Origin of the sequence: Shewanella algidipiscicola, from assembly GCF_003605125.1 — a bacterium.
Taxonomy (GTDB): Bacteria; Pseudomonadota; Gammaproteobacteria; order Enterobacterales; family Shewanellaceae; genus Shewanella; species Shewanella algidipiscicola.
In genome coordinates, this window is sequence record NZ_QPQT01000002.1 from 89,705 (window position 1) to 105,649 (window position 15,945).

The following is a 15,945-nucleotide window of genomic DNA, read 5'->3' on the forward strand; positions in this document are numbered from 1 at the left end:
CGGATAACAGGCGATGAATAATCGTTTCAGTGGCCTTAAAGCGCGCAGCCAAAACTTAGGTTTTACCTTAGTTGAGATGGTTACGGTTATCATCATTCTCGGCATTTTAGTGGTGGGAGTCAGCAGTTTTGTTATTCTCGGCACTCGTATTTTTATTGAGTCGACATCGGTCGATCAAGTCTTGAGCCAGAGCCGCTTTGCCATCGAGCGTATGACCCGTGAGCTGCGTAATGCGTTGCCTAACAGTATTCGGGTTAAAACATCACCGCTATCCTATCAATGCATTGAATTTATCCCTATAAAAAGCAGCGCCAGTTACCTTGAGTTGCCTATTGCGCCAAACGTCGCAGCCAGCAGTGGGTTGATCATGCTGCCATCGACCGCTATCGACGAGAGTGATCAAATGGTGGTTTACCCATTAACCCCCACTCAAATATATGGTGGTACTGCAACGGGCAGCGAAGGACATATTTTCGACATTAAGCAGGTGACGGGAAATGACGTTGAGTTTGACCGCGCCGTTCGCTTTGCCCAGGCATCGCCGCAGCAGCGCTATTTTATGGTTAATGGCGCCGTGAGTTACTGTTTCTTAGCCTCTGGAGAAGTGCGGCGTTATGGCGGTTATAATTTGACGTCGGCGCAGCCAACTCCAAGTCAGATGGGAACAGGCGTGTTGATGGCGGAAAATGTCACCAATAATTTGCAGAACCAGCCAGCTATCAGCTATACCCCTGGAACGCTGATCAATAATGCTGTGGTGCAGTTGTCACCACTTTTTGAGGTGAATGGTCAGTCGTTTCAATATCAGCATCAAGTGCAGGTGATCAATGTCCCTTAACTTTCATCGCTCACTCACAACCCCTAGCCGAATGAATAGTCGAACGATTCGAGCTCTGCCTATGGTTAGCATAAAGGCGAGTCAAAAAGGCAGCGCGCTAGTGATAGGTATCTTTATCATCACTGTGATGTTTTTAATGGCAGCGGCATTGATCAATATTTTGAGCGACGCCGATGAGCAGGTGAATTTAGAAGTATTGGGCACACGGGCATTTGCTACGGCTAATAGCGGCGCAGATGTGGCCTTAGCGAAGTTATTTCCGCTAAGTGGATTAGCAGTTGATCGAGTATGCGCTACTAACAGTACATGGACACCGCCTGATGTTGTCGGCTTCCATGGCTGCTCTGTCAACTTGACCTGTAATGGGACTGAAGTTGCTGGTGTGACTCAGTACCTGCTCACCAGCGAGGCAACCTGCTTAGTCGGTAATTGCGACGGCGATAATTGCATGAGAGTTAACCGTAAAGTGGAGGTCGAGGCCCGTGATTAATAAATATCTGTTAGCGGCTTTAGGTTACATAATTTTAGTGCTTGTGAGTTTTTCGTCGTTGGCATTCGATGTTATTGACGAAAGCGTTGTTTTCCCCAGCGTAGCTCAGGGGCATCACGGTAGTAATAATAACTTATGCCATCAAATTACTGGCTATCAGCTGAGTATAAATGGTACGGGTAAGATTAATGGCACAGGTGGTGCATCACTTGATTATTGCTCTGTTAACGATGGCTCAGGTTTATCCTTTCAAAGTTGTGACGACAGCGTGGGCGACGATAGGAAGTGTACCATTGATGGAACCGATATTCGTGGCTTGAAGATGAGCGGTTCCAATCGCTTTCGATATAGTAATGGTGTTAATGGCTTAGGTTATTGTAAAAATGGCGATCAGCTAAGCTTAGGTTTTGACGGTCAATCGCAGTTCGGTTCAGTTTCTCTATATTCTCAATGTACATTGACCTTATCAGCGTCTCAATCTGAATATCGTTTGGCTAACATCGCCATGGGTAATGGTGCCAAACTCATTATTCCTGCAGGAGACTATTGGATTGAAAATTTACAATTAAATCAAAATGCCGAGCTTATCCTCCAAGGTAATGCGCGTTTATTTATCGGTAACTCATCGCAGTTAAATGGTGCGAAGGTTAATGAAGCCAACGGTGCTGCTTTGACTATAGTTGCCTATGATGATTTTACGCTTAATAGCGGCACTTTATTAAATGGGAAACTTTATAGTGATGATATCGTCACGGTAAATGGGTCATCGACTATTAACGGTGCGGTTACTAGCCGCTATTTAAGGATGAATGGTGGCACGATCAACGCAGGGATTAAAGCTGCTTCTTCTCAATTACAATTCGGTAAAGCTACCTCTACAAATGTTGTTTTTGACACTCCGTTTGAGTCAGGAGTGACTCCTCTTATTTTTGTAATGCCTATGATTGATGGCAATGCCCCCCAAAATGACGGCCCAGCATCGGTTTTTGTAACTCAAGTAACCAGTAGTGGATTTACTTGGCAACAAAGGCAGCCTGTTGGCTCAAAACAAATATCTCAGCAGATGACGGAGGTTCATTGGATCGCCGTTACTGCGGGTGAACATCAATTATCTGATGGGAGCTACATTGAGGCTGGTATTGTCAATGTTAGCACTCCTTCTTATGGAAACTCAGAGAATTATCAACAAGTATCGATGAGCAGACCGTATGATGTAGTACTCAATCAAATTCAATCTACTCAAAATAATTGCTGGTTGACGAGTACGGCGAAATGGAACAACAGCAGTATCTCTGTCGGTATTGATGTATCTGAAGTCGTTAATGCGGGTAGTGGTAATGGCTTTGGAAATAAACGATGTCAGCCTGAAAATATTCAGCTCAATAAGCTTAATGCTGAGAGAGTGGCTTATTTAGCCCTTAAAACTGGCAACGGTATTATTGAGTTAGGTGGGAAAAATGTTCGTTATCAGTTTGGTTCGGATGCTCAAACGATTAATTTAAATAGTACGGTCGATTTGGCAATACAATGTAACTACCTTACATCATTGATTGGATTCGAAAATGAACCAACCGTAGTTGCAGGAAAACATTCTCGTAATGGTAATAATGGTGGCTGGTTGAGGCGCTGTCAATTAACCAATACTCAAGTCAGCATGGTAACAGATGAGGATCAGTATCAAGATAGTGAGCGCAACCATATAGCTGAAAGATATGGTTTTGTGGCATTGGAAGTCATTGACGATACTCCCCAGCTTGGGTGCTTTAAAGATGATTTTAATCGCCAAGATCTCGGCAGTGATTGGGCAATTAAAACACTAGGTAGTTCGGTGCCGCCTGCGATCAATTCACAGCGGATGAGGATTACTCCAGCGAGTGGCAATCAGGCAACATCGAGTACTTTTCAGCGGTTATTCCCGGCAGAAAACAACTTAGTTCAAGTTGAATTTGATTATTTTGCTTGGTCACCTTCATCAGGTACCGGCGGTGATGGTGTAGCCATTATTTTGTCTGACGCTGCTATTACACCTCAACCTGGCAGCTTTGGCGGTTCGTTAGGATACGCACAAAGAGATGACGGAACCCCCGGATTTGCAGGGGGCTGGATAGGCATTGGACTAGATGAGTATGGCAATTTCTCTAATCCTAATGAAGGTAAACGTGGTGGCCCCGGGTTTAGGCAGCAGGCAGTTGCTATACGTGGTTCAAATAATAGTGGTTATATGTACTTAGCGGGGACTAGAGCCAATATATCCCCAACAATTGATGTGAGAGGAACCAATAGCGCTAAGCCTAATCATAGATATCGAATTACGGTTGATTCTAGGCAGGCTGACAAGGCACTGGTTCTGGTCGAACGGGACATTAAAGATGGTAATGGCTTTCAGGTATTAGTTCCTCAATTTGATGCGAGAAACATTAATGGTCAAGGCGGTGTCCCTGCAGATTTTTATCTGTCTATTACGGGGTCAACTGGTGGCGCTAATAACAATCATGAGATTGATAATTTTGAGGTTTGTGCTCTTGATTCTCGACCTGTGGGTCAGCAGGTGCATCATTTTGAGTTTGATTACTCGAGTAATCCATTAACTTGTAATCCTGAGTCGATGACGATTCGGGCATGTCGCAATGCCCAATGCGATCTATTTACCAATCCGGTTACAGCGACTCTTTTACCTGCCAATATGACTAATGGTGGGTGGGTCGGTGGCAATATTGTCACTATAAGCAATGGAATTGGCACTGTTAGCTTAAGATCCAATACCACAGTTCCAGTCACCATTGGCGTCAGTAGTTCGTCGCCATCAACCATTGCGGGCAGCAATACTCTTTGCCGTAAAGGAAGTGGAGATTTAGATATCGCAAGTTGTACGCTGAGCTTCGCCGAGAGTGGCTTTGTCTTTGACGTGCCAGATGAACTCTCTAATAAGCCTTCAACCAATATTTTAGTTAAAGCAGTTAAGAAAGATGGTGAAAGTTTGCAATGTGTCCCCGCTTTTACAGGAGGTAAAACCGTTGATTTTTGGAGCGATTATATTACTCCAAACAATGGTTTCTTGCCTGTAAAAGTAACTGTCGCGGGTATTGAAAGTCCAGTCGGTAAGTCGGTTGATAAAGCAAAAGAGCTGACGCTTAGCTTTGATGACAAAGGGCAAGCGATTATTGATGTCAACTATGCCGATGCCGGTGAGATGCAACTAAATGCCCGATATATAGGCAGTGGCGACGAACAGGGGTTAGTGATGAACGGCAGTAACAAGTTTGTCCGTCGTCCTGTGGGTTTATGTATCGATTCAGAGGTGTGCAGCGATTGCAGTGTATCTGGGCCTGTATATAAAAAAGCTGGTGAAGAGTTTGATATGACAGTAAAGGCAATGGCATGGGAGTCTGACAGCGATGGCGATATTTGTAGCGGCAATGCGCTGACGCCTAACTTCACCTTAAAGGGGATAACACTAACCCATGAGTTAGTGCTTCCTACCATTGCAGATGGTGGTGAGAAAGGCTCATTGGGATTGGATGAGTATGAGCAAAAAACTGGAAAGCAGACTATTAAACAGTCAGTTTCTGAAGTCGGAGTATTCAAGTTTTCGGTGACACCTAAACCTAACAGCTATTTTGGCTATAGTACCCCTGGCGCGACGAGCGGCAACATGGGTCGCTTTACACCTTACTATTTAACCGCCACCCCAGTGGAGCCATCATTACAGAGTGCTTGTGGCAGTTTCACCTATATGGATCAACCGTTTGGCTTTAAGGCTGGGCTAGAACCGCGTTTATTGGTTATCGGTAAAGATAAGCAAGGTAATGAAACCAAAAACTATCAGATTGGTGATTGGTGGAAATACTCTAATAATTGGGATAAGCGGATATTTAGCAATACCGCAGGCTCATCGTTACCGCCCTTAGCCGAGGTCAATGCTGGAGAGGTGCGTTACTTGCCAGGCAATAGCAATATTGCGCGTTCGGCTTACTTGCTCAACAGCTCGCTCAGCTATAATCGTAGCCCAACGCCGATTGCGCCGTTCGATGCTTTGCTAGAGCTACAACTATCAAGCGATGATGTTAAAGATAGCGATAATATTTGCTATCAAACCAACGCGAGCACCAGTTGTAGCGGTATCAACTTTGATGACATCGGTCTCAATGATGAGGTGCAATTACGTTATGGCCGTATGGTGCTAGATAATGGCTATGGTCCTGAGTCGGAGAGCCTACGTTTGCCGCTGCGCGCCGAGTATGTCAGCAGCGTTGCGCCAACAGGAGAGGCTACTTGGGTGACCAACAATTTAGATAACTGCTCTATCTATAATACTCAAACCTCAGCTGATGTGAGCGAGGTGTCAACGACTGGCTTATATATGCAGCCACCGACGGGCTTTCCTGAGCTGAATGGCTACACCAGTTCAGGCTTAACCATACAGAACACTCAGCTCAGGCTAGGCAATGGCTTTATCTATTTTTCTATTCCAAACAAAACGGGTGAGGTGCCGCTAAAGCAGCATGTTGAGCCTTGGTTAAAATGGTTTTGGGATTACGATGGTGTTTTGCCAAGTAACTTGTACGACCCACGCGCAAGCGCTTACTTTGGCACTTATCGGGGTCACGATAAGGTGATATTTTGGCGTGAAGTGCATTAAGCTCATGGCCACTGGGTAACGGCTGTCGTTGTGCACTGTACAGGCATAAATGGCCGCAATAAGGCGCGTAATTCTGCCGCTAACGTCACTTATAATGCAAACCTCGCAGATGAACAGATATTTATGGTGGGATCCGCATAATATCCTTGTGGAATCGGGGGGCGATTGATAAAGTTACCTGATTTTTCTTTTTCCGACTCCACTGAGACAGGCTGGTTACATGTTCAAGAAGCTGCGTGGCATTTTTTCTAACGATCTTTCGATCGATTTGGGTACGGCTAACACCTTAATTTACGTTCGCGAAGAGGGCATAGTGTTAAACGAGCCTTCGGTAGTGGCTATTCGTGGCGAACGCGGCAGCAGTGGGCAAAAGTCTGTTGCTGCGGTAGGCACAGAAGCCAAGCAGATGCTGGGCCGTACACCGGGTAATATTCAGGCCATTAGACCAATGAAAGATGGTGTGATTGCCGATTTTTATGTCACTGAGAAAATGCTGCAGCATTTCATTAAGCAAGTGCATAACAACAGTGTTTTCCGTCCAAGTCCACGAGTGTTGGTATGCGTACCTGTTGGCGCGACTCAGGTGGAGCGTCGAGCTATTCGTGAATCGGCGATGGGGGCGGGTGCTCGTGAAGTTTACTTAATTGAAGAGCCTATGGCGGCGGCAATTGGTGCCGGCCTTCCGGTATCGGAAGCCACAGGTTCTATGGTTATCGACATTGGTGGTGGTACTACCGAAGTGGCGATTATCTCGCTAAATGGCGTGGTGTACTCCTCTTCTGTGCGTATTGGTGGTGATAAGTTTGATGATGCCATCATCAACTATGTGCGTCGAAACTATGGCAGTCTCATTGGCGAAGCTACCGCAGAGCGGATCAAGCACACCATTGGTACCGCCTACCCTGGTGATGAAGTGCTGGAAATTGAAGTGCGTGGCCGTAACCTTGCTGAAGGGGTTCCGCGCAGCTTTACACTTAACAGCAACGAGATTTTAGAAGCGTTGCAAGAGCCGCTATCTGGCATAGTGAGTGCTGTCATGGTGGCGCTAGAGCAGTCGCCTCCTGAATTGGCATCAGATATCTCTGAGCGCGGCATGGTGCTTACCGGTGGTGGTTCACTGCTGCGTGATCTTGACCGCTTATTGATGCAAGAAACCGGAATCCCAGTGATGCTTGCCGATGATCCACTAACGTGTGTCGCTCGTGGTGGCGGAAAAGCATTAGAGATGATCGATATGCATGGCGGCGATCTCTTTTCAGAAGAAAGTTAATTCGATTTAATACAGGCAGCTTAATGCTGGCAACCCGGTTAGGTGAGTTTCTTCGCCATTTAACCACATGGCTCGATTTGCGTCGTTGTTCAGGTTGTAGCAGCTAGCTGCCTTAAGTGTGTTATGAAACCCATTTTTGCGCGCGGTATTTCAAATCAATTCAGGCTAACATTGGCAATCATCTTGTCGGTGATGCTGCTGGTGGCTAACGACAGGCTAGAACCTGTACGTCAATCCATCTCTTCCATTTTAAGCCCTTTACAATACATAGCTAACATTCCAGGTGTGCTACTCGACTGGTCGGCAGAGAGCTTAGCGACCCGCAATATGTTGGCTAAACAAAACAAAGAGTTGTTACGCCAACAACTGTTAATGAGTGAACGTCTGCAACGCTTTGAACACCTGCGCCAAGAAAATGATCGCCTGCGCTCCCTGCTGGGGTCTCCTGTGCATATGGATGCCAAAAAGGTGGTCGCAGAGGTGATGGAAGTGGCCAGCGACCCTTATCGCCATTATGTAGTATTAAATCACGGTGCTCGCAGTGGCGTGTTTGTCGGACAGCCCGTGGTGGACGCTCACGGGGTCGTGGGTCAAGTGGTGGAGATTAGCGAACTCACTAGCCGAGTGTTATTGATCTCTGATGCCACCCACGCCATCCCGGTGCGAGTGACTCGCAATGATGTACGCCTGATGGTACAAGGCACGGGGGAAATTGACGAACTGGAGTTACGCCACGTCGCTAAGAGTACCGATCTTAGAGTTGGCGATCTCTTAGTGTCATCCGGCTTAGGTAAGCGTTTTCCCGAAGGATACCCAGTCGCACGGATTATTAGCGTCGATAATGACGATGGCCAGAGCTATGCCACCGTCACCGCTCAGCCTCTGGCGGCATTAGATAGGATCCGTTATTTACTGTTGCTGTGGCCCGATGGTAACGCCGCGCTCAGCAGCGTTGAACTCGGCAAGCCTGACGCCGCTGCGGTAGAGGTAACTCCATGAGTATGCATGTTCCCAACGGCCGCTGGGTCGTATGGTTAAGTTTTTTGGTGGCGATGCTGTTTCAAATCATGCCGTTACCTAACATAGTAGAGGCCTGGCGACCCGATTGGATCTTGCTGGTAATGATCTATTGGGTGATGGCGTTGCCCCATAGATACAATATCTTATCTGCGTGGATCTTAGGCGTACTGCTGGATATTTTACTCGGGGCACATTTGGGTATTCGAGCCTTGTCGATGTCATTAGTTATCTATGTGGTGGTATTGAATTTTCAGCGCCTGCGCACCTTCCCCATGTGGCAACAAGCCCTAGTGATTGCCTGTTTGGTCTGTTTGCACCATCTGGTGGTATTTTGGGTCGAGTTTGTGGTTGATGTGGCCAGTTTCGATGTCAGCCTGTTTTTACCTGCCGTATCGAGTTTAATCATTTGGCCTTGGGTCTTTTGGGTGCTCAGACGGGTGCGGCGTATCTATAAAGTGAGATAAATATGACATTAGTATTAGCCTCAGCTTCTCCGCGTCGTCGCGAATTATTAGCCCAAATTGGCATGGCCGATCCCGAATTTCGTTTTGAAGTATTAGCCGCCGATATCGACGAGAGTCACCAAGCAAGTGAAACTGCTGCCCAGTTTGTACAGCGTCTCGCGGTGGAGAAGGCTCAAGCTGGTTTGGCACTTTATGGCCAGTCACCCGCAGTGGTATTGGGCTCTGATACCATAGTCGTGCTCGATGGACAGATCTTAGGTAAACCGGTAGATGAAGCCGATGCCGAGCAGATGCTGCAACAGTTGTCAGGACGCGAGCATAGCGTGATGACGGCGGTCGCCGTGACCGATGGGGCTAAGACGCTAGCGAGCCTCGTTGAAACTAAAGTGCAATTTTGTGGCCTAACACAACAAGATATCCTCGCGTATATTGCCACCCAAGAGCCGATGGATAAGGCCGGAGCCTATGGCATACAGGGCCTAGGTGGGTGTTTTGTCGAAGCGATACAAGGCAGCTATTCGGCGGTTGTTGGCTTGCCCTTAGTGGAAACCAAAGCCCTGCTGCGCAAGATGCAGGTATTATAATTTTGAACTAATTAGCTGTAGTGTTGAGAATAACGCTAACGCCTTAATCAAGAGTAAGTGAGTAGTCATGAGCCACATTGTCAAAAACAGAGTGCAGCGTAAGATTGGTTCTGAGTTATTGATCAATGTGACGCCGACCGAAGCCCGAGTCGCCCTCGTCGAATACGGTATCTTGCAAGAGGTGCATATCGAGCGACGGATGAAACGCGGCTTGGTTGGCAATATCTACAAAGGCAAAGTTAGCCGTGTATTACCCGGTATGCAAGCCGCTTTTGTCGATATTGGCTTAGATAAAGCCGCCTTCTTGCATGCCTCTGATATCGTTCCCCATACCGAATGTGTAGCCGATGTTGAAAAAGGCAACTTTGTGGTGCGCGACATTGGTGAGCTTGTTCGTCAGGGGCAAGATATTATGGTGCAAGTGGTGAAAGATCCCTTGGGCACCAAGGGGGCGCGTTTAACTACAGATATCACCCTGCCTTCGCGTTATTTAGTTTTCATGCCGGGTTCAAGCCACATTGGGGTGTCGCAGCGCATCGAGACTGAAGAGGTGCGCGCGCGCCTAAAAGGGTTAACCGAGCCTTTTGTCGATGAAGATGGCGGTTTTATTATCCGCACCGCCGCCGAAAATGCGGGCGAGCAAGAGCTAGTACAAGATGCCGCCTTCCTGCGCCGAGTGTGGGGTAAGGTCAGCGAGCGCCGTAAACGTCCAGGTGTGGCCCTGTTGTATCAAGATTTAGCGTTACCGGTACGCATTGTGCGTGATTTTGTCGGCACCGAACTGGATCAAATTCAGGTGGATTCGGGTCAGACTTATGAAGAGTTGCTGCAATTTGCCCAAGAGTTTATGCCGGAGATAGCCGATAAGATTGAGCACTATTCGGGTCGAGTACCTATTTTCGATCTTTATGATGTCGAAAATGAGGTGCAGCGCGCCCTTGGGCGCAAGGTCGAGTTAAAGTCTGGTGGCTACTTGATCATAGATCAAACCGAAGCCATGACTACGGTCGATATCAATACCGGCGCGTTTGTCGGCCATCGTAATCTTGAAGAAACCATCTTTAACACTAACCTCGAAGCCACCCATGCCATTGCCCGCCAACTGCGGCTGCGTAATTTAGGGGGCATTATCATTATCGACTTTATCGATATGCTTAATGAAGATCACAAAAAACGGGTATTAACGACCCTAGAAGCCGCCCTAGCGACCGATAGAGTAAAAACCAATATCAGTGGTTTTTCTGGTCTTGGCCTAGTCGAGATGACCCGTAAGCGTACCCGTGAAAGTTTAGAACATGTGCTGTGTGGCGAGTGCCCGGTTTGTTTAGGTAAAGGGACCTTAAAGACGGTGGAAACCGTCTCTTATGAAATTTTCCGTGAGATCATTCGCCTCAATCGTGGCTATGATGTGGATGAGTTTTTAGTCTATTGCTCACCAGCCGTGCACGCCAGTTTAACCGGTGAAGAGAGTCATTTAGTGGCTGAATTGGGCGCCTATATCGGTAAACGATTACGTTTGCAGAGCGAGCCTATGTATGCTCAGAATAAATTTGATGTGGTGATAATGTAGTGTCACGTTCATTTTGTCCCCGCACCTTTGGTCGTTTATGCTGGCAGACGCTAGCGATTATTTTAGTGGTGTTTGCCCTTGGCGTAAGCTTATTTCGAGGCTTGCTGCCAAAGCTTGATCAGGTGCGTCAGCAGCTGGTCAGCTATATCGAACAAGAATACCAAGTCTTAGTTAACGTGACCGAACTCACCGCCGAATGGCAAGCGTTTGGGCCGGCGATGACGGTTAAAAACTTGGTGCTTCCACCGCAAGGCAATTTACCCTTTACCTTAATCATCAATGATGTGAATGTGAAACTCGACTTTTGGCAAAGCCTAATGTCGGCCTCACCACAAATTGAGAATGTGATTTTTGAAGGGGTGCAAGTCGCGCTCGATCTTGACCGATTAAATGCGGCGGCTGCCGAGCCGAGCGGGCCGCGCCCCAATACCGATTGGGTATATAAGTTGCTGTTAGAGCAGCTCGATAGGTTTGCCATTACAGATGTTAAAGTGCAGCTGCTCAGCGATGGGCATCAATATCCGCCTATTCATATCAATAATTTACGCTGGCGCAATCGTGGCGACTCTCATCGCGGCCAAGGTCAATTGTTTCTCGACAGCGGTGCATCCGAGGTTGAACGTTTATCGCTCAGTGTCGAGGTTAATGGTGACGGGGAACATCCCGAAACACTCCTTGGCCAAATCTATTTAGCCGCCAACTCGTTAGATCTTGGCGAGTGGGCTTCAAGACAAGTTAACCCTTACGATAAAAGCCATGCTTTGCCGTTAGAGGGAGTGGTAAATTTGCAGGCGTGGGCTAGTTTTGCGCAGCGGCAAATCACGTCGGCCACAGTGGCGTTTAACCCAAGTTGGCTGCAATGGCAGCTCAAAGGGGAGCAGCAAAAATTTGAGATCCAAGCGGGACGATTTAACTGGTTGCCCACAGACCAAGGTTGGCACCTATCGAGTAGCGATTTAGCCTTTGTCACAAATCAGCGGCCGTGGCCTCAGTTACATGTCAGCTTGAGTCAGCGTGGCGAGCGTCTGCAAGGGACGATAAACCGGCTCGACACCAGTGTATTGCTGCCGCTACTTCCTTTATTGCCAGGCATGGAGTTGGTTGGGCTGCATACCTGGCAAGCGATGTCACCCAGTGGAACCATTGTCGATGCGCGTTTTGAATATGAGCTCAATCAAGATGCGCCTGCGCTACGTTTCTCTGCCAAGGGGCAGCAGTTGGCCTGGCAATACGCACAAGGGATCCCGGGCAGTGGTCCAATTGATGTCGCACTTGGGCTTAATGGCGATGACCTGTATGTGTCGTTACCTCAGCAAGATTACCGTATCGATTTTGATAGCGGCTTTGCTGAGCCGCTGACATTAAGTGGTGAGCCTATAGCGCTTAAGTATGATATGGATCAGGCGGCGCTCATTGCTCCGCGTGTACAGTTTGCTAATGCCGATTTAAGTCTCGACGCCGCCCTAAAAATGCAGTTTGCTGAGCAGGCGCACTTGAGCCTGCTGGCCGATGTGGTCGTGAAAGATGCCGCCAATGCACAGCGCTACTTTCCACAACATGGTATGAGTAATGCCTTAATCGACTACCTGACTGGCGCCATCAAAGCTGGTCGCAGTGATGATGCCAAGGTGTTATGGCGTGGCGCCTTATCCAACTTTCCCTATGACGATAACAGTGGTGTATTTCAGGCGGGGTTTTCCCTGCAGCAGGCGCGTTATCAATTTGTACCCGAGTGGCCCGAAGTGGATGCCTTGAGCTTAAGCGCGCTATTTGAAAATGCGGCCATGGATATCTGGGTCGAGAAGGGCAAACTACTCGATGTTGTCGCCGACGGCACCCATGTGGGCATTGCTCGTATGGGTGATAACACCGTATTAACGGTGAAAAGTGATCTGCATACCCATGGCGATGCGGCCAAAGCCGTGTTGTTACAGTCGCCGTTAAGAGACAGTGTTGGCGCCACGCTTGAGGTGGTGCAAGTGCAAGGAGAGGTCGACGCTAAGCTGGATCTGACCATTCCCTTGTATGATGGCGGTCAAGAAGAGATTCGTGGCAGCGTAACCTTTAATCAGACGCCTGTGTATGTCACTCAGCCCGGCGTACAACTGAATGATGTGACTGGTAACATATATTTCGTTAATGAGGTGGTCACGGGCGAGGCCATCACGGCGCAGCTCTTCGACCAACCCGTCTCTTTGACTTTCGATACTGGCGAGCTTAACCATAATTACGGTTTAAATTTGGATATGCAAGGCAGATGGCAGCTCGATGGCCTATCGCCGATGCTAGATAATCCTCTGAGTGATTATTATCAGGGGGACCTCGATTGGCAGGGCGCGTTAACATTGATTTTCGACCCCTTGGGTTATCGTATGCAGGCGCAAGTCACCAGCGATCTACAGGGGGTTAGCCTGACGTTGCCGGGTGACTTTTCGAAAAGTGCCCAGAGTAAGAGAGCATTATCGATTGAACTTATCGGCGATAATAAGCAATCGTCGCTTGGGGCTAAATTGGGGGATAAACTAGAGTTTTGGGGCGGCTTCAATGAACAATCGGCCGGCCAGTTAGCCCACTTTGATCTGCTGCTGGGACGCACCTTTAAACCTGGAGACGAATTACGTCGTAATAAAGGCCATCTGCAACTGGATCTGCCCGAGACTGATTTTGTGCAGTGGCTACCCATCATCCAAGGATTGATAGCGGATGTTCCTGCCAGTACCGATGACATAGAAACGGCCATGGCCAAGGCCTTAACGCCAGCCGCCGCATCCCCAGATGGTGTCGATGGTGTCGAGGATGAATCGGTGAATCGCGGGTTCTTCCCCGCGTTAATCTCTCTCGATGGCAACATAGATAAATTACTGTTATTTGGTCAACCGCTGACCGAATTGGCGTTGCAAGGCCACACCACAGAGCATGGCTGGCGTTTTGAGGCACAAGCCAAAGAGTTTTTAGGTCGCATCGATTTTTATCCCGATTGGGCCACCCAAGGTATCAAGGTGGTTGCTAGCCATTTCGATTTTGCGGTCGCGACTCAAACCGATCCCTCGGCTGCACATTTTGCTCAAGCCAAAGTCTTGAGTCATTTACCCCCTTTAGCTATTGATATCGATGAGTTTAGTTTTTTTGAAAAGCCCTTAGGTCATCTAGTATTGCAAGCCTCACCCGAAAATGGCGATTATCACATTCAGACTATCTCGCTCACGACTGAGGGGATCACCTTTAAGGGGAAAGGCGCTTGGCTGAATAGCCAACAGCAAAATCGCACCGAGTTTGATTTAGATCTTAAGGCTAGCACCTTTGATGAGGTGTCAGAACGTTTAGGCATAGATGCAGGGCTTAAAGAATCGCCCGTGGCGCTGCAAGCCCAATTATCTTGGGTTGGGGCGCCCTATGCATTTTCGTTAGAAACCTTAAATGGCCAAGTTAACTATCAGCTAGGTAAAGGGCATCTGTCGCAAGTCAGTGACAAGGGGGCGCGGATTTTCTCGCTGTTTAGTTTAGACTCTTTGCTAAGAAAGCTGTCGCTGGATTTTTCCGATGTGTTTGGTAAAGGCCTCTATTTTAATTCGTTTACAGGCACATTAAAGATCGATAATGGCGTGGTTAAAACCACAGACTCGGAGATGGATGCCGTGGCCGGTAATATGCGTGTACGTGGTTATACCGACTTGACCACCGAAAGCTTAAATTATGATATTCGCTTCGTACCGCAACTGGCCTCCAGTGTACCGACTGTGGTATTACTGAGCACTGGCGGTTGGACCTTAGGCTTGGGGGCATTTGCCTTGACTAAGGTGCTTGAGCCTGTGATTGAGGTGATTTCCGAAATTCGCTTTAGGTTAACCGGCACTATGTCAGAGCCTAAGCTCGAAGAACTCGAGCGTAAGAGTAAAGAGATAGAGATCCCAGAATCTGTGCTGCCAGAACACCTGCGTAAGCAAGTGGTGCCCGCGTCAACACCACCCGCATCACAAAAGCCCTTAGTGCCAAAAGAGGCATCACCAAGCGCATCGCCAACGCTCAATCAAGGCGAAACTGCGGTTGAAACCAACGCCGCAGGGGTTGAGATCCCACAGCCCGCGGTTGAGGTGCGGCCAGAGTTTGATGAGTCGCCCAAACCGATAAAACAGCAGGGCAAACTCCCTAGTGCTCATTCGACCCGTGATAACAAGGAGCCAGTGTATGCAGGTCAGCTTATTACAATGTCAAAGCAGTCGCGATGTCAGCGAGAATCTTCAATTTATCGACGAGCAGCTTAAGCTATTAGCGCCGACCGAGCAGCCACATCTGGTGGTGCTCCCCGAGTGCTGTTTGTTGTTTGGCGGCCATGAAAGCCAGCAGCTCGCCTATGCAAGTGGTGATCTGCACAGCCCACTGAAGCAGGCGTTATCACAAAAGGCGGCGCAATATGGGGTTTATCTGGTGGCCGGCACGATACCGATTTTAGCCGACGATGGACGGATCTACAGCCGCAGTTATCTGTTCGATGATAAGGGCGCTACGTTAGGCCACTATGACAAGCTGCACCTGTTTGATGTGGATGTGGCCGATGGCACTAAAACCTATCGCGAGAGTGAGACTTTTTGCCCGGGAGAGCGTATCACTGTGGTTGATACACCTTTCGGTAAAGTCGGTATGGCGATATGCTACGACCTTAGATTTGCCGATCTGTTTCGTGCCATGCGAGAGATGGGCGCCGAGATTATTGTGCTTCCGGCGGCGTTCACTAGCGTCACGGGTAAGGCACACTGGCAACCTTTGCTGCAGGCACGGGCGATAGAAACCCAATGTTTTGTCTTGGCTGCGGCGCAGTGGGGGCAACACAATCAGGGCAGTCGCGAAACCTGGGGCCACAGTTGTGTGATAAACCCATGGGGCGACATAGTGGCACAGAAAAATGAGCAAATCGGTTGGCTGTCAACGACTATCGAACTGGATGAACTAGCGCCCATTCGCCGCGCCATACCAGTGGCTAAACATAATCGGTTTAGCGTGCCTAAGCTCAGATCTTAAGCGATCTGGGTATTGAATGAATCATGAAATAACTCGCACAAGGCGAGCTAAAGA

General features: G+C 48.3%; 10 protein-coding genes. All 10 read left to right on the plus strand.

Going from position 1 to position 15,945, the window contains the following annotated elements; translation table 11 throughout:
- The first annotated feature begins 13 nt into the window (after positions 1–13).
- Positions 14–838, plus strand: coding sequence for a PilW family protein (locus DVO77_RS02545; protein ID WP_119977154.1), 825 nt, complete (start codon positions 14–16; stop codon positions 836–838).
- Positions 839–899: 61 nt separating this feature from the next.
- On the plus strand, positions 900–1,328 hold the full coding sequence (locus DVO77_RS02550; protein ID WP_119977155.1) for an MSHA biogenesis protein MshP: 429 nt from the start codon (positions 900–902) through the stop codon (positions 1,326–1,328).
- The gene (locus tag DVO77_RS02555; protein WP_119977156.1) at positions 1,321–5,967 is read left to right on the plus strand and encodes a DUF6701 domain-containing protein; all 4,647 of its coding nucleotides are present in this window, start codon (positions 1,321–1,323) and stop codon (positions 5,965–5,967) included. The genes DVO77_RS02550 and DVO77_RS02555 overlap by 8 nt, the downstream gene beginning before the upstream one ends.
- Positions 5,968–6,187: 220 nt before the next feature.
- Entirely contained in the window at positions 6,188–7,237 is a 1,050-nt protein-coding gene (locus DVO77_RS02560; protein ID WP_110455707.1) for a rod shape-determining protein, read from the plus strand.
- Between the two features lie 123 nt (positions 7,238–7,360).
- Complete coding sequence (gene mreC / locus DVO77_RS02565; protein WP_119977157.1) at positions 7,361–8,236, plus strand: rod shape-determining protein MreC; 876 nt, start codon at positions 7,361–7,363, stop codon at positions 8,234–8,236.
- Positions 8,233–8,721, plus strand: a complete 489-nt coding sequence (mreD, locus tag DVO77_RS02570; RefSeq protein ID WP_110455708.1) for a rod shape-determining protein MreD — start codon at positions 8,233–8,235, stop codon at positions 8,719–8,721. Before mreC ends, mreD begins: the two co-directional genes overlap by 4 nt.
- Before the next feature lie 2 nt (positions 8,722–8,723).
- Positions 8,724–9,305, plus strand: coding sequence for a Maf family protein (locus DVO77_RS02575; RefSeq protein WP_119977158.1), 582 nt, complete (start codon positions 8,724–8,726; stop codon positions 9,303–9,305).
- 67 nt (positions 9,306–9,372) lie between these two features.
- On the plus strand, positions 9,373–10,875 hold the full coding sequence (gene rng / locus DVO77_RS02580) for a ribonuclease G (RefSeq protein WP_119977159.1): 1,503 nt from the start codon (positions 9,373–9,375) through the stop codon (positions 10,873–10,875).
- On the plus strand, positions 10,875–15,137 hold the full coding sequence (locus tag DVO77_RS02585) for a YhdP family protein (protein WP_119977160.1): 4,263 nt from the start codon (positions 10,875–10,877) through the stop codon (positions 15,135–15,137). Before rng ends, DVO77_RS02585 begins: the two co-directional genes overlap by 1 nt.
- Positions 15,061–15,891, plus strand: coding sequence for a carbon-nitrogen hydrolase family protein (locus DVO77_RS02590; RefSeq protein ID WP_110455712.1), 831 nt, complete (start codon positions 15,061–15,063; stop codon positions 15,889–15,891). Before DVO77_RS02585 ends, DVO77_RS02590 begins: the two co-directional genes overlap by 77 nt.
- Positions 15,892–15,945 lie beyond the last annotated feature (54 nt).

Bases quoted from the DNA above. Each gene is read 5' to 3' on its own strand.
- DVO77_RS02545 (WP_119977154.1), top strand. From the start codon at position 14: ATGAATAATCGTTTCAGTGGCCTTAAAGCGCGCAGCCAAAACTTAGGT.
- DVO77_RS02575 (WP_119977158.1), top strand. From the start codon at position 8,724: ATGACATTAGTATTAGCCTCAGCTTCTCCGCGTCGTCGCGAATTATTA.
- DVO77_RS02550 (WP_119977155.1), top strand. From the start codon at position 900: ATGGTTAGCATAAAGGCGAGTCAAAAAGGCAGCGCGCTAGTGATAGGT.
- rng (WP_119977159.1), top strand. From the start codon at position 9,373: ATGAGCCACATTGTCAAAAACAGAGTGCAGCGTAAGATTGGTTCTGAG.
- mreD (WP_110455708.1), top strand. From the start codon at position 8,233: ATGAGTATGCATGTTCCCAACGGCCGCTGGGTCGTATGGTTAAGTTTT.
- mreC (WP_119977157.1), top strand. From the start codon at position 7,361: ATGAAACCCATTTTTGCGCGCGGTATTTCAAATCAATTCAGGCTAACA.
- DVO77_RS02590 (WP_110455712.1), top strand. From the start codon at position 15,061: ATGCAGGTCAGCTTATTACAATGTCAAAGCAGTCGCGATGTCAGCGAG.
- DVO77_RS02560 (WP_110455707.1), top strand. From the start codon at position 6,188: ATGTTCAAGAAGCTGCGTGGCATTTTTTCTAACGATCTTTCGATCGAT.